Source organism: Pseudanabaena sp. UWO310, from assembly GCF_006861605.1.
Taxonomy (GTDB): Bacteria; Cyanobacteriota; Cyanobacteriia; order Pseudanabaenales; family Pseudanabaenaceae; genus Pseudanabaena.
This window is the reverse complement of sequence record NZ_SELU01000023.1, coordinates 19235-39708: the sequence shown is the minus strand read 5'-3', so window position 1 is coordinate 39708 and position 20474 is coordinate 19235. Positions and strand designations below refer to the sequence as shown.

Annotated in this window: 21 protein-coding genes and 1 tRNA gene; 8 read left to right on the top strand and 14 right to left on the bottom strand. The window is 43.2% G+C overall.

The features are described 5' to 3' along the window. The first annotated feature begins 41 nt into the window (after positions 1 to 41). The gene (locus tag PseudUWO310_RS09605) at positions 42 to 1253 is read left to right on the top strand and encodes an FIST N-terminal domain-containing protein (protein ID WP_009629501.1); all 1212 of its coding nucleotides are present in this window, start codon (positions 42 to 44) and stop codon (positions 1251 to 1253) included. Between the two features lie 245 nt (positions 1254 to 1498). Here PseudUWO310_RS09605 and PseudUWO310_RS09600 read toward each other — a convergent pair whose 3' ends face one another. The 9 genes from PseudUWO310_RS09600 to rpmB form a co-directional block, all read right to left on the bottom strand. Continuing rightward, positions 1499 to 2140 (bottom strand): class I SAM-dependent methyltransferase, encoded by a 642-nt coding sequence (locus PseudUWO310_RS09600; RefSeq protein WP_142600483.1) that lies wholly within the window; start codon positions 2138 to 2140, stop codon positions 1499 to 1501. Between the two features lie 541 nt (positions 2141 to 2681). After that, positions 2682 to 3809, bottom strand: coding sequence for a glycosyltransferase family 4 protein (locus tag PseudUWO310_RS09595; RefSeq protein WP_142600480.1), 1128 nt, complete (start codon positions 3807 to 3809; stop codon positions 2682 to 2684). Between the two features lie 206 nt (positions 3810 to 4015). Next, positions 4016 to 4741, bottom strand: a complete 726-nt coding sequence (locus PseudUWO310_RS09590; RefSeq protein WP_142600478.1) for a hypothetical protein — start codon at positions 4739 to 4741, stop codon at positions 4016 to 4018. A gap of 11 nt (positions 4742 to 4752) precedes the next feature. Beyond that, positions 4753 to 5358 carry a class I SAM-dependent methyltransferase gene (locus tag PseudUWO310_RS09585; RefSeq protein WP_142600476.1) on the bottom strand — a complete coding sequence of 202 codons (606 nt, stop codon included), beginning with the start codon at positions 5356 to 5358 and terminating at the stop codon, positions 4753 to 4755. Further along, positions 5355 to 6347 (bottom strand): hypothetical protein, encoded by a 993-nt coding sequence (locus PseudUWO310_RS09580; protein ID WP_142600474.1) that lies wholly within the window; start codon positions 6345 to 6347, stop codon positions 5355 to 5357. The genes PseudUWO310_RS09585 and PseudUWO310_RS09580 overlap by 4 nt, the downstream gene beginning before the upstream one ends. A gap of 44 nt (positions 6348 to 6391) precedes the next feature. Further along, positions 6392 to 7099, bottom strand: a complete 708-nt coding sequence (locus PseudUWO310_RS09575; protein ID WP_223805596.1) for a PIG-L deacetylase family protein — start codon at positions 7097 to 7099, stop codon at positions 6392 to 6394. Between the two features lie 103 nt (positions 7100 to 7202). After that, positions 7203 to 8174: a glycosyltransferase gene (locus tag PseudUWO310_RS09570; RefSeq protein WP_142600470.1), complete on the bottom strand. Its 972-nt coding sequence runs from the start codon at positions 8172 to 8174 to the stop codon at positions 7203 to 7205. Positions 8175 to 8448: 274 nt separating this feature from the next. Continuing rightward, positions 8449 to 9318, bottom strand: coding sequence for a prephenate/arogenate dehydrogenase (locus PseudUWO310_RS09565; RefSeq protein ID WP_142600468.1), 870 nt, complete (start codon positions 9316 to 9318; stop codon positions 8449 to 8451). Positions 9319 to 9371: 53 nt separating this feature from the next. Further along, complete coding sequence (gene rpmB / locus PseudUWO310_RS09560; protein WP_009629683.1) at positions 9372 to 9608, bottom strand: 50S ribosomal protein L28; 237 nt, start codon at positions 9606 to 9608, stop codon at positions 9372 to 9374. A gap of 559 nt (positions 9609 to 10167) precedes the next feature. Between rpmB and dapB the strand changes: the two genes are divergently transcribed. Next, the gene (gene dapB / locus PseudUWO310_RS09555; RefSeq protein ID WP_055077156.1) at positions 10168 to 10989 is read left to right on the top strand and encodes a 4-hydroxy-tetrahydrodipicolinate reductase; all 822 of its coding nucleotides are present in this window, start codon (positions 10168 to 10170) and stop codon (positions 10987 to 10989) included. A 254-nt stretch (positions 10990 to 11243) separates the two neighbouring features. Here the strand turns inward: dapB and PseudUWO310_RS09550 are convergent. From PseudUWO310_RS09550 to PseudUWO310_RS23590, 3 genes are all read right to left on the bottom strand, one after another. After that, a tRNA-Glu gene (locus PseudUWO310_RS09550) sits at positions 11244 to 11316 on the bottom strand. Positions 11317 to 11440: 124 nt separating this feature from the next. Further along, positions 11441 to 11878 (bottom strand): NUDIX domain-containing protein, encoded by a 438-nt coding sequence (locus PseudUWO310_RS09545; protein ID WP_142600465.1) that lies wholly within the window; start codon positions 11876 to 11878, stop codon positions 11441 to 11443. A gap of 59 nt (positions 11879 to 11937) precedes the next feature. Continuing rightward, entirely contained in the window at positions 11938 to 12066 is a 129-nt protein-coding gene (locus PseudUWO310_RS23590; protein WP_263363412.1) for a hypothetical protein, read from the bottom strand. A gap of 305 nt (positions 12067 to 12371) precedes the next feature. Between PseudUWO310_RS23590 and PseudUWO310_RS09540 the strand changes: the two genes are divergently transcribed. The 6 genes from PseudUWO310_RS09540 (at position 12372) to pdhA (ending at position 18461) form a co-directional block, all read left to right on the top strand. After that, on the top strand, positions 12372 to 13205 hold the full coding sequence (locus tag PseudUWO310_RS09540; RefSeq protein WP_009626843.1) for a response regulator transcription factor: 834 nt from the start codon (positions 12372 to 12374) through the stop codon (positions 13203 to 13205). 317 nt (positions 13206 to 13522) lie between these two features. Then, positions 13523 to 13894: a PleD family two-component system response regulator gene (locus tag PseudUWO310_RS09535; protein ID WP_009626842.1), complete on the top strand. Its 372-nt coding sequence runs from the start codon at positions 13523 to 13525 to the stop codon at positions 13892 to 13894. A 148-nt stretch (positions 13895 to 14042) separates the two neighbouring features. Continuing rightward, positions 14043 to 14927, top strand: coding sequence for a DUF72 domain-containing protein (locus PseudUWO310_RS09530; RefSeq protein ID WP_142600463.1), 885 nt, complete (start codon positions 14043 to 14045; stop codon positions 14925 to 14927). 1 nt (position 14928) lies between these two features. Next, positions 14929 to 15336 (top strand): DoxX family protein, encoded by a 408-nt coding sequence (locus PseudUWO310_RS09525; RefSeq protein WP_142600461.1) that lies wholly within the window; start codon positions 14929 to 14931, stop codon positions 15334 to 15336. Positions 15337 to 15378: 42 nt separating this feature from the next. Beyond that, a complete protein-coding gene (locus tag PseudUWO310_RS09520; RefSeq protein ID WP_142600459.1) occupies positions 15379 to 16956 on the top strand; it encodes a mercuric reductase in 1578 nt (525 codons plus the stop codon). Positions 16957 to 17432: 476 nt separating this feature from the next. Then, on the top strand, positions 17433 to 18461 hold the full coding sequence (gene pdhA, locus PseudUWO310_RS09515) for a pyruvate dehydrogenase (acetyl-transferring) E1 component subunit alpha (RefSeq protein WP_142600456.1): 1029 nt from the start codon (positions 17433 to 17435) through the stop codon (positions 18459 to 18461). A 197-nt stretch (positions 18462 to 18658) separates the two neighbouring features. Here the strand turns inward: pdhA and PseudUWO310_RS09510 are convergent, their stop codons facing one another. Continuing rightward, entirely contained in the window at positions 18659 to 19417 is a 759-nt protein-coding gene (locus PseudUWO310_RS09510; RefSeq protein WP_142600454.1) for a pentapeptide repeat-containing protein, read from the bottom strand. A 59-nt stretch (positions 19418 to 19476) separates the two neighbouring features. Then, positions 19477 to 20394: an NAD(+) kinase gene (locus PseudUWO310_RS09505; protein WP_142600537.1), complete on the bottom strand. Its 918-nt coding sequence runs from the start codon at positions 20392 to 20394 to the stop codon at positions 19477 to 19479. Between the last annotated feature and the right edge of the window lie 80 nt (positions 20395 to 20474).

Genomic DNA, 20474 nt, shown 5'->3' with positions numbered 1-20474 from the left:
AAAGAAATGTCTGGAAGTGAAATCAGTGTAGGGCTAGGTATATGAAGTGGGTTACTAGTCTTTCGACAAAAATATCTTTAGAGGCTGCGGTGCAGGATCTGTCGCAACAGATACTGGCGCTACTCGGCGATCGATCGCTAGATTTAGGTTTTTTGTTTGTTTCTACTGCCTTTGCCAGTGACTATCCTCGCTTGTTACCTTTGCTTGCCGAAAAGTTACCCATCAAAAAATTAATTGGTTGTTCTGGGGGTGGGATTGTTGGAAACGGTCGTGAATTTGAGGATAAACCTGCGATCGCTTTATTGGTCGGACATTTGCCCGATGCTGCGTGCAAGGTATTTCATCTGGATGATAACCAGTTGCCCGATCTCGACAGTCCTCCCGATCGCTGGGAAAACTTAACCAATGTCGATCCAGCCGTTTCTCCCAGCTTTGTATTAGTTGGCGATCCCTTTTCATTCCCGATTAATGACTTAATTCAAGGTTTAGATTTTGCCTATCCCAATGCTGTTAAAGTTGGTGGATTAGCGAGTAGTGGCGGTATGGGAGCAAACGCTTTGTTTTGTTTCCATGAAGAAGACAAATATAAACTTTATCGGACAGGACTGCTTGGCGTAGCTCTCTGGGGGAATATCACGATCGATCCAGTGGTTGCTCAGGGTTGCCGACCCATTGGCAAGATTTTGCAGGTATCTGAATGCGAACGAAATTTGATTTTAGGCTTAGAGGGCAAACCCCCTCTCAGTTTATTACAGGATACGGTGGGGGATTTAAATCAAAGCGATCGCGAACTAGCGCAGCATTCACTATTCATTGGTGTGGTGATGAACGAATTTAAAGCAAATCCATCCCAAGGCGATTTTTTGATTCGGAATATCATCGGAGTCGATCCGCGATCGGGTGCGATCGCAGTAGGCGATCGGATGCGTCCAGGGCAAAGAATTCAACTACATTTACGGGATAGTAAAGCCTCGGCGGAAGATTTGGAAGAAGCTTTGATTAATTACACCAATCAGTTGAGCTTAGCCGCTCCCAATGTATCTCCCACGGCAGCATTGATGTTTTCTTGTATGGGACGAGGTGAAAGACTATATGGTAAGCCCAACTTTGATTCGGAAATGTTACAAAAACATCTTGGCTTAATTCCGTTCGGGGGCTTTTTCTGTTCGGGAGAAATTGGTCCCGTTGGCGGTACAACGTTTCTCCATGGCTATACCTCTGTTTTTGGTATTGTGAGAACCAAAAATCCTTAGCAAATACTAAAGAATACCAAAGCTCAAAATGGCTACGCCATTTTGAGCTTTGAAAATCCTTACTGGATTTGGTTTGTAATTCACAAAAGTGTGACAACACTTTCGTGAATTGGTAATATAGCTGTCGCCAACTGTATCAGGACATAAAAACCCAAAGAGAGTTGCCGCGCTCCGCGCGGCAACTCTCTTTGGGTTTTTGGTTTTGTCCTAACAAAACTGGCGGCAGCCATCTCTTATAGCTGCTATTAGCCTTTTTTACAATGAATACCGAGTTCCATTGTCCAACGGTTGGGGTCTTCAACATCTCTAAAAGCTTCAATATTGGAATCGCCAAACCTAGCCCTACGTATGTTTTGAAAACCTGCTTTAGCCAATTCCATTGATAGCGAATTATAGTCATACATCCATAAATGATTGTTTCCCGCCAACCAGTCTTTAACAAAACTAAGTAAATTTCTTCGACGTTGTTCTTTACCAAGCAAAGTTATTCTCATAAATTCATGGGCAGCTTCAGGCTCTGTTGACTGAATATACAATTTAACCATTGCTTCTAAATCTGGAACTACCAATCGAAAAATTCCTCCTACTTTAAGATGCCTGTAACAATTTCTCAAAGCACAACGCAACTCTTCCAGACTCATATGTTCCAGTACGTGAGAACAATATAATAACTCTACACTTCCATCAGGAATAGGTAGAGATTTTACAATATCACCATATATCACATTAGCTGGATATCTCCCAAAAGCACCAGAGGGGATTAGCTTGCCAATAATTGGTAAGCTTTGCAACCGCATCGCTGGACTAACATCAAAATTCAACCATCGAGAAGGAGCGCAAAGTCCACAACCAAATTGAGTAAAGCGAGCTTCATCTGTTGACAACATAATCTTTCTTACTTAATTTAATGCAGACGATTGTTATACCAAGTTAAGAAATGGCTACGCCATTTCTTAACTTGAAAACCCTTAGTAGGTTTAGTTTTTAATTCACGAAAGTGTGACAACACTTTTGTGAATTGGTATAACTCCCCTATGCAAGCAAGCCTCTCTATCTACATGTCAGTCTGTAGATCCCCCATCAATCCCTTTTAAACAAGGAAGATTTTCTTCTTCCCCTTTTTTAAGGGGAATTGATGGGGGATTATTAGCAACTAACGATAGAGCTGATAACTTGTGTGTCATTGTAGCTCCCATTAAGATTTGGGCTTGCCAACTTCCACGTAACACCAGTATATAAGTAAACTTAAGTAGCTACTCCCTTCCCAGTGAAAAATTAGACGTTGCAACGCGAAGCGCCGCAACGCTAATTCTTGGTTTTGTATGTCTATTTCTTTGGTGGGAAGGGAGTAAGAAACTAGAAGAGCGTATCGCTCGCTTAGCGGGCGATATGCTCTTCTAGTTTTGTTTTTTAATTATGCTGAACTACTTAAATATATTCATAAAAGGCTTTCCGAACAACGTCAACACAGCGAGCCCAAGTGTAATATTGTGAATGTTGATATCCTCGGCGAATGTAGTCTTCGCGCAGATGCGAATTTTCTTGAAGTTGGATAAGGATATCGACAACGGATTTTATTTGTTCTGGTTCGACGATGATTCCTGCCGTACCCACGATTTCAGGTAATGAAGCCCGATTACTAACGATCGCAGGAGTACCAACTGCCATCGCCTCGATCGCAGGAATGCCAAAGCCTTCGTAGTGGGAAAGAAATAGGAAGGAAGATGCGCATCGCAATAGTCTTGGTAAATCCTGATCTGGGACAATTCCAAGTAGCTTTAAATTTGGCAACTCTTGCTCAATACCAAGATATTTTGACTCAGAATCGCCAGCAACCAAAATCTGTAAATCGCTCTTATGTAATTTTAACTCTCTTGCCACAGACAAGACATAATCTGCTCCTTTTTTGAATTTTAGCCCTCCTATAACCAAAATATAGGGCTCAGCAATAGGTCGGATTAAGGTATTCGGATCGACGGTAGAAATATCAAAAAATTGCGGTTCGACTCCATTACCAACCACAATAATTTTTTGAGGATCGACATTTAGAAGTTCTACGATCCGATGTTTAGAGAATTCTGAAACCGTAAAAATAATTCGGCTATCAGATAACGCCCGATTGACCCATCCTGACCACTTAAAACGGAAGAGTTTATGTTGCCATGTATGCGACCAAGGTAAGTCAGTCTCAAAGGCTTGGATGTCGTGGAGAGTAATGGCAACAGGGCATTTAGAAATAGGGATATAGGTTTGCATGGGTGCATAGAGCCAATCCGTATCCTTTGAAACGTAACGATCCATTTGTGGAAATCCCAATAATTTCCATGTTCTCTCTGTAGCATTTTCAGTAGAGGGAAAAGTAGTAAAAGGAATTGAAGATAATGGAGAACGCTCGTCCAGTTTGTGGTGAGCAGATAGCCACTGCGCTGAAAACAGTAATTGTAAGCTTATCTCTTGACAGGCTTCTAGTCCCAATAGCATTTGATTAATATGTCTCCCAATTCCTGTACATGGAAGATACGTACTTTTAGGATGGATATAGGAAACTATTTTCATTAGTCATTGAAACCTATAGTTGTGTTTAATACCAATTCCCAAAATTTTACACCAAGTTAAGAAATGGCTTAGCCATTTCTTAACTTGGTGTAAAACCCTAAAACCTGCGGTGCACGCTGCGCGTGCGCCGCAGGTTTTAGATCTGAATTTTAAAATCTAGGTGGCGGCGTAAAGCGCTGCCACCTAGATTTTTGGGTTTGAGCTACTTAAAATTGATATTCCAGCTCATAAAAACGCAACAGTTTTTTAAGTAAGAAGTAGCGCGAGCCTTGCGTAAGTCTGGATAATAATGCTTGAGTGAAAGTCATGGTTTTACCTTGAGATCGGGGCTTATCTAACCACATCCCCCTACCATGTAAGATATATTCTTTCTCGTTTTCTTCCAGCAAAGTATTGTAGTTGTAATTCCACTTGGGACTTATGATTTGTACGATGGACGATCTCTTGGCAAGGTTAATTACATGACCATTCTCATACAGGTTTCTTTCAGATCTGGGCAACATAAAGTTAGGAATATCAGCCCTTAATAAAAGACTTGCAAAAAAACTTTGCGATCGCTGATCGTTGGCAATAAAAATAACTCCTGAATTAAAATTTCCAGAGGATTCAATACTCATATAAATAAATTTATGTGGAGTGAGAACCGATTCAATGGATGGAGCAAAATCGTGAATTAAGGCATCGGCATCAACAAAAAAAACATTGCGATATCCTTTTTTTAAAGCTCTCAGAATAATTGCCACTTTTAACCATGCAGAATTAGTCCCAGAGATACCATCGACTGGAGATTTAGTAAAAGCTATATATTTATATCCATGTTTCAAAGCATAGTTTTGGTGACTATCAAGACAATGCTTAAAAATCATGTCGTAGCCATTGGTGGCAATACTAAACATAAATGTTTGTTCGTGAAATTCGGATGATTGAGTCATGGTTGATCTAGTTAGTTTCTTTGAATTATCGTTAGAGTATCTATTGATTCAATAAATGTAAATCTCCGATCTTTTAAAATAACTTCTTGAGTAAATATCTCCGATCCAATACGAGGCTCTTTGCCATTAAAACTATCATGCAAAGCAACAATCCCTCCAGATTCAATTAGATCGCTCCAAGCTTCCCAATCTCCCTTGATGCCTTCATAGGAGTGATCGCCATCAATAAACAGAAAGTCCACAGGTAGATGGGACATAATGCGCTCTTCCTTTGGCGCTAATTTACCCAAATTCTCCACCCAAATAACCTTGCCTCTGTTGACTTTCCCAACTTCTGTATGGGCAATTCGTCTAATCCAAGCAAACCCAAGTAGATTGAAGAAGCTTCTGGGATAAGGATCTACAGCTATGATTGTTCCTTCGGCATTCATTACACTTCTAAACTGTCTGGTATTCACTCCTTCAAAAACACCAATTTCAACTAGTGTTTTTTTGCCCGTAGCATACTTTTGTAAACATTTGCGCTCGGATTCAGACGTTTGGGTATAGGCGGGAGCGAGTCCTATTTTGTACTTCACATAATGGCGGAAATTGACTGGATAATATCTCAAATTCATTGCTTAATACGATCCTTTATATTGTGATAGGCAAAATTTATATGTTGCTGCGAGATCAGTTTTTTAAGTAATAGATGAGGAGTTTTTACAATCAATCTCCCAATATATTCGAGCCAATATAACATCTTGCTATTTCCCATAAATGAAATTAATATCCAATTGTGGGGAAGGAAATCATCCCATTTATATCCAGCCCAGTGGACTAACACGACTTGCTTTTTGTGATCTAATCCACCGTAATCCCATCGATAATATTTATTGTTTTCTCGATAGATATGCCCCGATTGTCTTGCCCATGCATTTTGGCAAATTCCACCTAAAACTTCGGCAAAGTGTCCATAGATAACAGGTTTCATATCACAGCAGTAGTTAATAAATGCCTGATCGGTATTGCGTGGATTTAAGCGATCGCGAATTTCTAATGCTTGAGCTGCTAGTTCTTCAAATTCTTTGAGGGAAAAAAGTCCTTTTTTGGATGCCCACAATCCCGATAGAAACCCCCTTGCCTTCGATTTTAATAATAAATTTTGACGGAACTTTCCTGCTTGATATACCTGATCGATCGCACAATCGTAATGCAAAAAATCAAACTCAAATTCATCTAGGGCGGTAATTAAGGGCATGAGATCGGCTAAAACCACCTGTCGCGCATCTAAATATAGGAAGCGGTCTAATTTACCCCAAAAAGCAGCATAGCGCCGAAACCAATAACGACCTGTCGGGGTATGTCCTAGTTCGAGGGCTTGACCGATCGCTTCTAACTGTGAGAATGAAGGATCGATATACAATTCAAAATTATATTGAGTTTGCAATGCGAATAGGCGATCGCAGGTTTCGTTAAAGGGAATTAAAACCAATCGCAAATCAGGGTTGAAAGTTCTAAAACTATTCAGAAAAGCGATCGCCCAATCATAAACATGATCGTTGGCTGAAAAATATACGCCAATATTCGGTTTTAGTAGTAAAGGCTCCATTGTGTTTTGCGACATGGCTGAATCGGTTACACTCCAAACCAATCTTTCCCTTCGATGATCTAATTACGAAAGAATATCTCGCAGTCAGCGGAAAAACGGAATAAAAACTCAGGATTTGCAGAGATAATTTGGGATTGATAGCAAGCGATCGCTTGCTGCTTTTTCTGGTGGACGGACTTGATCGAAATATGATAGCAGTTGAGCAGGCTTTGTAAGTTAATTTGAGGATTTAAGGGATTTTGCCATAGCATCCACACTGGATATTGCCACAAATCCACTTTTAATCCCGATAGAGCGATCGCTTGAACGACCAGTTGATAAGAAGCCTCATGATCGGGATGGCAGTCGTGGCGATGGGGCACGTATATTTCTTCTGCATTAAAAGAGGCTATAAAGCCTACTAATTGATTCACTAACTGTTGCTGTTGTTGTGGACATAATTCCTGAAGAGAGCCATCCTTTTGATTGATGAAATAAATATCTGATGGTGCAATCCCCAATATATTCAATGCTTCTAAAGCTTCTTTTTTGCGTATATTAACTACATCTTTTACTTCCATATTACCGCTACCACTCAACTGTCCATCAGTTATAAAAATAACTTTGACAGGGATTCTCCTTTCTCGTTTCAGCGCAATTAAACCACCACAGCCTAAGGTTTCATCATCTTGATGCGGGGCAAAGATTATTACAGGTTTTTGGCTAATGGCGAGAGTTTTGCTACTAATTTGTAAACCTAGCTGGAGGATACAAGATAACATTTGCATGATCTTATAACCTATCAATCGGCGAATTTTCTTAACACGAAGATCTTGCATCACAGGCCAATAAATCGGTAGTATGAGATTTGCCTTTGAAGATTGTGAAAATTTATCCTGTTGCTATTAGTTTTAATAGGGATTTAAATTTAGTAATTAATATTTCTGTCCGATAAAACCCCAAAACTTTTACTAATAGTATGTAGATCGTATTTCCCGCCATAAAATTTTTGGAATCAAGGCTCTGCGCAGCATCAAAATAAGCCCTCGCTTCATTTATATAGCCCTCTCGTAGAATACTACGTCCAAATATCCAAAAACGTCTAGCCAGAATTGCGCGGACTTGCGGCTGCAATGGTTTATTCGTTTGCGTTTCGATCAGTTGCCAATGCCTTTGCAGAGTTTGAAACTGAAACATCGCTCCTTTAATACTGTAGGGCTTTTGACTGATCCGCCGATCGCTTATATATTCGCGATATTTGTAAACTGGATGCGGGTCGTATCGAAATTCCACTCCCGACAATACCAAACGGAGATGGAGATCATATTCTTGTCCTCGCGGTAGGGATGGATCGAAACCACTAATTGCTAAAAGATATTGACGTTTGTGCAGTGGGCAAGAAGTGAGAGGGCTATGGGCAAGGATATGGGCGATCGCATCTTCATCTTCTTGGCGCGGACGTAGTGGAAAACTGGGGATAGTTTGACCATGAAGATCCACCCAAATTGCCTCCCCATAGGTAATTGCCTTACTTGCGGCATCAATTTGTTCAGCAAGTGCTACCTGTCTCGATAGACAGGCGGGTAATAACACATCATCGGCATCTAAAAATTTGATATATTCACCTCGAGCAAGTTCAATTCCTCTATTTCTTGCCTTTGGTGCGCCAAGGTTTTCGCCTGTCTCCCAATAGATGCGATCGCCAAAGCCCTTGATAATCTCTATACTGCGATCGCTTGAACCATCGTCAATTACGATGATTTCTATGGGGTTATAGTCTTGTGCGATCACGCTAGCGATCGCCTCTCCTACAAAAGACTCATTGTTATAGCAAGGAATAATAATTGATACTAATGGTGGCATAGGGAAACAACCATAACTCTATTTCTAATTCCTTGACGGGATATATAGTATTGCGGTTTTTTGCCTTAGGCAAAATGAAAACTCAAAATCCTTATTAGGATTGTTTTTTGTTTTCAAATGAGTACGCACTCATTTGAAAACCGTAATAATACCAAATTAAGAAATGGCTACGCCATTTCTTAATTTAGTATTATTACGGTTTGTTTTTTAATTCATTGAAGTGTTGGCTCACTTCAATGGGAAGGGAGTATATCAAAAATTAGATTATCAACAATTAATTCATGTAAAGTTCCCGATCGCGTTGAGTGGTCGCTAAAAAATTTTCGAGTTCTTGCCATTGCTCGGTTTCAATCAAAGCGATTACCTGTTGCAAAGATTTCTGATAGGCTTGCAGCGATCCCAGCAAAGCCTTTTGATTGTACTCAGCCATCAATCGCCCAAGTTCGGGATTGCCACCCCCAACACGACTGGTATCGCGAAATCCCGAACTAGCCAAATTTTGAGCTAATTGTAAAACTTGGCGATCGCTCTGTTGACCACAAGCGGCAATCAAACTCGCAGAGATCATTACGGGGGCATGGCTAATCATGGCTACGGCTCGATCGTGCTCCTCAGGACTGCATTCGTAGATATTCATGCCCACCGATTGCCAGAGCGATCGCACCTTTGCCACCGCCACAGGATCGGCATCAGGTACGACTACACAGGGGCGATTTTGAAATAGATTGCGTTCGGCAGCAAGTATTCCCTGAAAAGCAGTACCAGCCATGGGGTGGCTACCGATAAATATCTGCCCAAACTGCTGACAGATTTCTGAAGCTGGTTTGACGATCGCGGATTTGACCGAACCCACATCGGTAAAAATAACGTTAGGAGGCAGTTTTGGCGCGAGTGATCTAATCGTGGGCACAATCGTGGCGATCGGCGTGCAAACAACGACGATATCTGTCTGCTTGATCGCCTGATCGGGGATTTCGGCAATATCGGTACTGGCAATATTTACTGCGGCGATCGCTTCAGCTTGTTTGCAGGTATTGGCATTACGACTGATCCCCCAGACATAGTTACGATCTGGCGATGAAGCGAGCAGATCTAACCCTAGGGAACCACCGATTAATCCTAAACCTACAATCCCAATATTCATAAAAATCTCCAAAATACCAAAATCATAAAGGGGTGCATTGCACCCCTTTATGATTAGAACTTGCGAAGGTCAAGACCTGCTTCCTTTGCAAATGCAGCGAGTCCTTTCTTTTGCAAGGTCTTGATGGCTTTTGTAGAAATTTGTAATTTTACAAATCGCTTTCCTTCTTCCCACCAAATTCTTTTGTCTTGTAAGTTTACTTGTTGTAAGTGCTTATGACGTTTGTGAGAGAAAGAAATCGATACAGCATTATTGGCTTTTTTGCCTGTTAGTTGGCATACGCGACTCATGGTACTAGTCTCCTATTTTTTCAGTCCAGCTAACCATATTACAACCTATAACCATCCTTAAGCAATCAATAAGTAATTAATTTTTCAAATTTTTCTAAGTAATACCAAAACACAAAATGGCGTAGCCATTTTGTGTTTTTAAAACCCTTACTGGGTTTGGTTTTCAATTCCCAAAAGTGCAGCCACACTTTTGGGAATTGGTATCATGTCAGTCCGGATTAAGCTGGCAAATTTTAAAAGCCCAAAAGCAAAAGCCTTGCTACGCAAGGCTTTTGCTTTTGGGCTTAGAGAAAGGGTTTGCTATGCAAACCCTTTCTCTAAGCCCGTTTGAAAAACTAAAAATGGCTTAGCCATTTTTATAGCTGCCGCCAGTTTTGTTAGGACAAAATCAAAACCCCAAAGAGAGTTGCTGCGCGGAGCGCAGCAACTCTCTTTGGGGTTTTATGTCCTGATACAGTTGGCGGCAGCTATAGTTTTGGTATTACAGTTTTTGGGTTTCAGGACAAATCACTGTAAGCTCGTAGAAATCTTCTAAACATACGTTTTCCAGTTTTAATCCATGACTAATAATGCCAAAATCCCTGTAGTTGTTTCTGGGGCAACGGGAAAAATGGGGCGCGAAATTATCAAAGCGATCGCCAAGTCCCCAGATATGTCGCTTGTCGGGGCGATCGGTCGCCAATACCTCGGTGAAGATATCGGCGAAGTTGTTGGGATTGGGGAATTAGAAATACCCGTAACTGACAATCTTGAAGTTGTCTTGGCTCAAGCTGCCCAAGAGTCCCAATTGCCAGTAATGGTTGATGTCACCCACCCCAGCATCATCTACGACAATATTCGATCAGCGATCGCCTATGGAGTGCGTCCCGTCGTCGGTACGACAGGCTTAAGCGAGCAGCAGATTGCCGAGCTTGCCATCTTTGCCGATAAAGCCAGTACGGGCTGCATTATTGCTCCAAATTTTTCAGTGGGAGTGATTTTGATGCAGCAGGCGGCGATCGCTGCTGCTAAGTATTTTCAGCATGTCGAGATTATCGAGTTGCATCACAATCAAAAAGCTGATGCCCCAAGTGGAACCGCGATTAAAACAGCACAAATGCTCTCCGAATTAGGACAATCCTTTAATCCCCCCCTCGTCGAAGAAAAGGAACATCTGACAGGGGCTAGGGGGGCAACCTACGGCGAAAATATCCGTATTCATAGCTTGCGCGTGCCAGGAATAGTCGCTCGTCAAGAAGTGATTTTTGGCGCACTCGGAGAAACTCTCAAGATCGAACATAACGCTAGCGATCGCACTTGCTACATGTCAGGGGTATTGCTCTGCGTTCGTAAAGTGCTAGCGCTTAAGTCCCTTGTTTATGGCTTAGAGAAATTATTGTAAAAAGCTATTGTATAGCTAGAAAAAAGATGAGTGATGGCGCTCTGCGCCGCCACTCATCTTTTTTCTAGCTATAAAGCCCAAAATAGTGTTGCCGCGCTCCGCGCGGCAACACTATTTTGGGCTTTATGTCCTCACAAGACTGGCGGCAGCTATATAAAAATGTAGGGTTGCCCTTCCTATTGCTTTTGCTTTAAAGGAATTATTAAGCAACAAAAAAGCCCTTGCAATGCAAGGGCTTTTTTGTCTTTCAAGAATACCCCCAGGGGAATTCGAATCCCCGTCGCCTCCGTGAAAGGGAGGTGTCCTAGGCCTCTAGACGATGGGGGCGTGTTCTTGACCTTTATTAATATACACAAGGAATAGAAATATTGTCAACACCTTCAGCAAACTTTTTTTGATCACGTAAAAACTGCCGTAGCGCAAAGCGCGGTAAGTAAGGCGGCGCGAAGCGCTACTTACCGAATAGGGGGGGGCGGATGCCATAGGTACGATAGCGCCAGTAATCCTCTAGGATTTGAGCGTGATCGAAACATAGCTGCTTTGGCATTTGCCAAGCAGCAAAAACACCAACCGATTTAGCATCGTCATGGGCTTGGGGTTCGCCTTCTGCCTCAGCCATATACACCGCACTGACCGTATGTAAGCGCTCATCACGACTGGGGTCAGAATAGATCCCTAGCAAATCGATTAACTCCACTTTTAAGCTCGTCTCCTCCTCTGCTTCCCTTCTGGCGGCATCTTCAAGGCGTTCGCCATAATCCACAAATCCCCCAGCGATCGCCCAGCCATGGGGTGGATTGAGCCGCTCGATTAACACAATAGGTCGATCGGGGCGATCGCGCAGGGCAATGATGATATCAACCGTCGGTACAGGATTTCGGTAAGTCACTGGATTTGTAATCGGATTTCTAAGTTTTTATAGCTTTTGCCAGTCATCTTAAAACAAAATCAAAACCGAAAAGAGAGATGTGGTACTTCGCGCCACAATTCTGATTTGGGATTTATTTCCTGATAAGTAGCTGTTGCATAATTAAAAATCAGATCCAAAACCTGTGGCGATCGCTTCGCGATCGCCACAGGTTTTGGGCTTTTATATCTAATACCAATTCACGTGTGAATTGGTATTAGTGTGACAACACTTTTGTGAATTAAACACCAAACCCAGTAAGGTTTTGAGATTCCCAAAATGGCAACGCCATTTTGGGAATTGGTATAATTGTGTTTAGCTGCTTATATTTGACAACTATTTGACGATAGCTAAATAATGAAGATCGATAATGAAGACAGAACTGCTCTAGGGTATTGGGAGTATAGGGTGGGGCGTTGAATCGGTATAGAGAGAGTAATTACAGCTACAAAATCCAGCTTGCCTGTGGGTTATTATGCAGACTCATAATCCGAGAGCTATAGGCATTACTCGGCAGGAGAGTATTTCTTTGATCCCGATCAGTATAGAAATTGTAGAAGGTAATCCGAATCTTGCCTCTCTCTTGGGTTGGCATTTGCAGCAGATAGGCTATTCGGTATTTCAGGCTGTGAGTTGTCAGCAAGCTAAGCTGGTATTTCAAAAACAACAGCCCAGCTTGGTAATTTTGAGTACTGATTTGCCTGACGGGGATGGTGTGGAACTATGCCGTTGGTTACATAAGCAAAGAAGTTCTTTGATATTTATCATTTCATCGCGTACCAATGAATCTGACATCGTCGAAGGTTTAAAAGCTGGCGCTGATGACTATTTGACAAAACCCTTTGGAATGCAGGAGTTTTTGGCAAGGGTAGAAGCTTTAACCCGCAGATTACGCACATCTGCGCCACCCGCTTGTTTGGATTATGGAGTCCTCAAAATTGATCTTGTCCAAAGACAAGTCAGGCTCAAGGGTAATGCGATCGATTTAACGCCACAGGAATTTAGTTTGCTCTATGTGCTTGCCCAATCTGAAGGGCTAGCCTTAAGTCGCGCGGAGCTTTTGCAAAAGGCTTGGCCCGATGAAATTAACAATCCGCGTACCGTAGATACCCATGTTTTATCATTGCGAAAAAAATTAGAGGTCGATCCGCAACAACCAAATTTGATTCAAACCGTGCGTAATATTGGTTATCGTTTTAATCCAGAGGCTTTGTCCCGATTGCCCCTTAGACCACAGCCTCCAACTAATAATAGCGATCGCCCACCCCAATTTACCGCCCCTCCCAGTCGCTCCTTTGCAAAGTATTAACTTGCATTAACTTGCTAAGGATTAACCTACTTAACCCTTGTCATCCCGCTCTAACCAAGATTCATTCTGGTATACTGTCAACTACATCAATATTTTCATTGATTAGCTAGACTTGAATCAATAATTCTGTAAAGACGCGATCGAAAAACAGATAATGTTGATTAGGTAATATTCATGACCTTATCGCATGTTTAGGGTTTTGAAAATTTTATGATTGCTGTAGCGATTTATCTCTCTAAATTATTCCAATTTTCTAAAGGGTTGGATGTTGACGAAGATTTACGCTAAGGCACAACAGGAAAAGCAGGAAGGCAGTTATGGTAAAAGTCCTCGTAGTGGACGATAGTTCAATGGTGTTGGAGATGGTTTCGGCACATTTAAAACAAAATGGCATAGAAGTTATAGAAGCTAATGACGGTGCTGAAGCAGTCGAAAGACTAAAAGCAGTAACTCCCGATTTAGTTGTCACCGACGTAGTTATGCCGAAAATGAATGGCTATGAGCTATGCCGATGGATCAAAAATAATGCCTCTACGAAGGATGTACCCGTAATTATGTGTACAACCAAAAGTGAGGAATTTGATAAGTACTGGGGTATGAAGCAGGGGGCTGATGCTTACCTAACCAAGCCTTATCACCCACCTGAATTAATCAAAACGATTAAACAGCTACTCAGTCAAATTAAGTAAAAGTAAGCGGAAGCGCCTTGCGTTTTCCTATCTCATTTTTGGATAATTTTGGATAATTAAAGAGGCGGCACATAGTGCCGCCTCTTTATGTGTGCTATGCCATGTATGCCATGTATGCCTCGAATTCTGGCGAGACGCTTTAAAAAATATGAACTCTCAATTTTATTTAGGTTGTGCAGTTTGGGCTTATAAGGGATGGGTTGGTGATTTTTACCCCCAAGGGAGCCGTTCTGAGAAGTTGCTGCAACTTTATAGCGATCGCCTGATAACGGTGGAGGTAAACTCGACTTTTTATTCGCTACCCGATCGCCAAACGCTCGAACGATGGGCAAAGGATACCCCTCCCAATTTCCGATTTTGTCCGAAATTTCCGAAGCATCTCACCCACAATGGTTTATTAGTGCCATTTATTGAGCAGTCATACCAATTTTTAGATTTAATTTCTAGCTTGGGCAATCGCTTGGGCGTGGTATTCGTGCAGTTACCTCCTAGCTATAGTCCCGCTAACTTTACGGATTTAGAAAATTTCCTCCAAGCTTTGCCCCGCGATCGATATCAAATAGCGTTAGAGGTAAGGCATGGTGATTGGTTTAAAGGGTTGGCTGGCGATCGCTTAAATAGGCTGTTAAGAAAACTGGGTATGGGACGAGTACTCCTCGATTCGCGTCCTATCTACGATCTGCCCTTGGGGGAGGCGATCGATCCCGCTCTAGCTGCCCCAGTGAAACAGGAACGCCGCAAACCCAAATTACCTTTACAGCCCGTAGTAACTGCGCCCTTTAGTATCGTTCGCTTTATCAGTCATCCCGAACGCAATTTCAATATCCGCTTTTGGCAAGAATGGCTAACCTACTTGCAAGAATGGCTAGCCCAAGACACCCAAATTTATTTCTTCATGCATTGTCCGCTCGAAGAGCGATCGCCGCACAATGCTAAATATTTTCAGGAAATGTTAGAAAAAGCCAATGTGTCCGTCCCCGCCTTACCTTGGGATCGTCTGGCTCCACCCCCTCAACAACTAAAACTATTTTGAAATGCTCGTAATTAAATTCGTAATTAAATCGGTTAAACCAGTTAAATTATTCCTACGAGTGGTCTTATCCCTATTCTTGATTGCCGCAGGCACTCTCCATTGGTTAATGCCCAATCCCTTTGTCAAGATCGTTCCGTCATTTTTACCCTATCCCTTGGCACTGGTTTACATTAGTGGTGTATTTGAAATTTTAGGGGGGATTGGTTTGCTCTTACCCTCGGTCAGTATTGCTGCCGCTTGGGGTGCGATCGCATTATTTGTGGCGGTATTTCCAGCAAATATCAATATGGCAGTTAACCGTATTTCCCTTGATGGTATTCCTGATTCAGATTTCCTGCGTTGGGGACGCTTACCACTACAGGCGGTATTGATTGCATGGGCATGGTGGTACACCCGTGAAGATTCCTAAAATTTTAATCTCCTAACTACCTAGCTAATTAATAACCCAGTCATGAGCCAATTCTCTCCTTCTCCAGATGTCGATCGCTATGCCGAATTCATGCAGCCAGTGGATCGATATAATCGTGATTTGATTGATAAAGTGCGCCCGCTGGACTGGGTTAATCCCGAACCTGCGGCGAGCTACGATCTAGTCGTCATAGGAGCAGGGACAGCAGGCTTAGTGGTGGCGGCTGGAGCCGCAGGATTGGGACTGGGCTTAAAAGTAGCCCTAATTGAAAAAAACTTGATGGGCGGAGATTGCTTGAATGTGGGCTGTGTCCCCTCTAAATGCCTCATCCGCTCGTCGCGGGCGGTGGCGGATATCCTTGCGGCAGCTCCCTTGGGGATTAACTCGGCTGCTGGTATCGACATCGATTTTGCGGCGGTGATGGCAAGAATGCGGAAAATTCGGTCGAAAATTAGCGTCCATGACTCGGCCGATCGCTTTCGCCAGCTTGGTGTGGATGTATTTTTTGGAGAAGCGAGATTTATTAACTCCCCAGCCAATGATCGGGCGATCGCCGTTGGCGAGCGACAGCTCCGCTTTAAAAAAGCTGTCATTGCCACTGGGGCAAGGGCAACGACACCAAAAATCTCAGGACTGGCGGAAGTCGGCTACCTAACGAACGAAACAATTTTTACAATTAGCGATCGCCCCAAACGACTGGCCGTAATTGGTGGCGGCGCGATCGGTTGTGAATTAGCACAGGCTTTTAAGCGCTTAGGCTGTGAAGTGACTTTATTACATAAAAATTCACGTTTATTAGATCGCGAAGATCCCGATGCGTCGGAAATTTTGCAGCAGAAATTTACGGAAGAGGGATTAAATGTCGTTTTGGACTGTGCGATCGAGCGAGTTGCCAAAACGCCTACGGGCAAAATCATTAGTTATCAGCAAAGCGGAACCCTGCGAGACATAGAAGTTGATGAAATTCTGATTGGGGTGGGGCGATCGCCCAATGTGGAAGGACTAAATCTCGAAGCTGTAGGCGTGAAATATGATCAACGGCGAGGGGTTTTCATTGATGACTATCTCCAAACCAGCAACCCCCATATCTACGCCGCAGGCGATATCTGTATGGATTGGAAATTTACCCATGCTGCGGATGCGGCGGCAAGAATTGTTATTAAGAATACGCTGTTCTCTCCCTTTGGTTTGGGGAGAAGCAAACTGAGCGATTTGGTAATGCCTTGGGTCACCTTTACGGATCCAGAGATTGCCCATGTCGGTTTGTCTGTCAGTGAAGCCGATAAACTGGGTTTAGAAACCGAACAGATTAAAATTCCCTTTAGTGGGGTCGATCGCGCTATTTACGATGGCGAAACCGATGGCTTTGTCAAAATTTTGCATCAGCGTGGCTCCGATCGCATTTTAGGCGCAACCATCGTAGCCCGTCATGCGGGCGAGATGATTAGTGAAATTACCTTAGCGATCGTCGCCAAAAAAGGGCTGAATCAACTTTCGAGCGTGATTCATGCCTATCCAACCCAAGCGGATGCCATCAAAAAAGCTGCCGAGGCCTATCGAAAAAAATTACTCACCCCAAGGACACAGGCTTTTTTGAAGTTTTTAGCCAAACTTAGTTAACTAACGTCAGTTCGGGTTAAGCTGGCAAATTTTAAAAGCCCAAAAGTAAAAGCCTTGCTACGCAAGGCTTTTACTTTTGGGCTTCGAGAAAGGGTTTGCTACGCAAACCCTTTCTCGAAGCCCGTTTTAAATTATCCCGAACTCATGTTATACCAATTCCCAAAAGTGTGGCTACACTTTTGGGAATTGAAAACCAAACTCAGTAAGGGTTTTACAATTACAAAATGGCTACGCCATTTTGTAATTTGGTATTAGTAGCTGGGTACAATTAAATATAAACCCCAAAAGCTGTAGCGCACGCGCAGCGTGCGCTACAGCTTTTGGGGGTTTATACCAATTCCCAAAAGTGTTGTCACACTTTTGGGAATTAAAAACTACACCTAATTGTCTTGCCCCGACTATCCCTATGTTGCCGTCGTCAATCGCTGCTAGACTAGCAAAAGAAAAATTTAACGATTAGCCCACTTACTGAATCGATGCCTCAAGACACTGTTGCGACTGTTTCGACTTCTAAACCCAATATCACCACAGGCGAAGCCCTAACCATTTACGAAGATATGGTATTGGGACGCACTTTTGAGGACAAGTGCGCTGAAATGTATTATCGCGGAAGAATGTTCGGGTTTGTGCATTTGTACAATGGTCAAGAAGCGGTAGCTTCTGGCGTAATCAAAGCCATGCGTCCCGATGACTATGTATGCAGTACCTACCGCGACCACGTTCACGCCCTCAGTGCGGGTGTCACGGCAAATGAGGTAATGGCAGAGCTTTTTGGGAAGGAAACAGGATGCAGTAAGGGTCGTGGTGGCTCTATGCATATCTTCTCCGCTAAGAATAACTTTTTGGGTGGCTATGCTTTTGTGGCTGAAGGCATTCCCGTAGCTTCGGGTGCAGCGTTTCAGTCAAAATATCGCCGTGAGGTAATGGGCGATCCGAATGCCGACCAAGTTACCGCTTGTTTCTTTGGCGATGGCGCAAGTAATAACGGGCAGTTCTACGAAACCCTCAATATGGCGGCTCTGTGGAAATTACCAATTATTTTTGTCATTGAAAATAATGATTGGGCGATCGGGATGAAGCATCATCGAGCTACTTCCGATGTGCGGATTCATAAAAAAGCCGAAGCCTTTGGAATGCCAGGATTTGAGGTGGATGGTATGGATGTGCTATCCGTACGCGAATATGCTCAAGAAGCCGTCCGTCGCGCCCGTGCTGGCGAAGGTCCTACGGTTTTAGAATGTATGACCTATCGTTTTAGAGGACATTCTCTAGCCGACCCCGACGAACTACGCAGTAAAGAAGACAAGGATAAATGGTTCGGACGCGATCCGATTAAAATCTTCGCTAGTCGTGTGCTTGAGCATGGTTTAGTAACTGAAAGCCAGTTGAAAGACATTGATAAAAAGATTCGCGATGTAGTTGAGGAATGTGTCCGCTTTGCGGAAACTTCTCCCGAACCAGATCCTAAGGATCTTTTCCGATATCAGTTTGCGGAAGACGAATAAATCGCAAACAGGAAGTTGCCAAGCAACTTCCTTGCAAAACCTAAAAGATAGGTGGCGCTTAGTGCCATCTATCTTTTAGGTTTTATAGCTATAGTCAGTAATGTTAGGACAAAAAACAAATCCAATAGAGAGTTGCGGCGCTTCGCGCCGCAACTCTCTATTGGGTTTGAGTGTAAAGCGCTGTAACTTGGTATTATTTATAACTTGCAACGGGAGATCTGTGCTTGTTCCCAATCGACATCGTTGACGATCGCTTTGGAGAAATCGCAATTAACCAAGGTCGCGCTATGAAAGGAGGCTTTAGTGAGATCGGCATACTGAAACTTAGTGCCTGTGGTAGTGCGCCATGTATTAATTGCCAAACGAAACAAGTAAAGACTCCCAAAAATCTGTAATGGCTCGATCGCTAAAAATATTAATATTGCCGTAAACGGATTAAACCGTAGTGAACCTGCGATCGCGTTAAAAGCACCAGAAACCAATATTTTGGTGAAGGTGGAGCCAAAGAAACCTGATCCAAAAGCCACAACAAGGGAAATAGGAATTGCTATGACCGTGCCCTTGGAGCTAGAGATCGCAAAGCTAGCCGTAAAACTAACCGCAAAGCTAACCGCAAATACGACGATCGCCACGATTGCCACCCAATAAACTGTGGCTTGATTGATAATCGTTGCCCCAAAAATGAAAGAAAGGGAGAAGGCAACCAGCAAAATAGTAGAGATCGTCGCCGTACCCGCAAACATCAACGCCATTACAAACGAGACTACGCTGGCGATCGCCGCTTGCCGCTGACTTTTGCCCGCTCGCACATTTGCAAAATTAGCTGCTTTGAGTTGAGAGCGGCAAAAATTACACCCACGAATATCAGCACCGCTAAAATTAGCACCGACTAGATTTTTGCCCTTGAAGGAGCGATCGCGTAAATCTTGGTTTGCAAAGTTGAGACTTTGGCTCATAGCGACCTGTTACTAAGCTTATAAAGCTAGCAAGGCGTACCTCTCTAGCTTTATGAATTTTAAGCTAATTCGCCCAGATTTGGCTTAGAAATATGTGGCAGTCCCCAACCTAACTTTTCGCGTAATACCTTGAAAAATTCACCTTTCTGTAAGCGAATAAACCTCGCAGGATATTGCGATCGTTCGACTTCAACCCGATAGTCAGGATAGACGTAACATCCCGCATTACCATCAACAACCAACACCAACCGATGTCGATTAGCAGGGGTAACAATTACCTTCTCCGTATTGGCAAAGACTAAAGCTCGTGATGCCATGGAATGGGCACAGATGGGGATAAGTTGAAATACGGGAATTCCTGGCTCAATGACGGGACCTCCTGCTGAAAGCGCATAGGCGGTTGAGCCTGTAGGTGTAGAAATAATCACGCCATCCGCCGCAATATCAACGGGTAAATGGCGACCAATCTGCACTTCAAAGTGACACATACTGGTCAAGGGTTCGCGATGCAATACCATTTCGTTTAACGATAGGGCTTCCCAGAGCAGTCCTTTGTTATCGTAAACGCGCACCGTCATCATCGATCGCTGTTCGACAACGTAGTTACCTTCCACGATTTGCGAAACTGCTTCTTCCCAATCGGTTAGGTAGGTTTCGGTCAAAAATCCCATATGCCCTGTATTTACATTTAAGACGGGTAAACCGAGGGGGGCGATCTGACGGCAGGCGGAGAGTACAGTACCGTCACCTCCAAGGGCAACCACAAACATTAAGTCGCGATCGAAGCCGATGGGGACTAAACTTTCGATTAAGGTATGACAAACGGGAGCATCGGGTTTGCCATAGCCCAAAATACCGCCATTTCCAGTCGCCATCACTGTCTGGATCCCACGCTTTTCTAGCCACGACTTCATATCCAAACCTACACGTTCAGCGACAGGCTTTGCGTCGTTATATATAATCCCGACTTTTGGCACGCTCAATGACTACCTAGACTATTCAAAAATTTGTCAGTTTGGTAATTATAGCAATTAGCTTTTGGCTTTTGGCTTTTGGC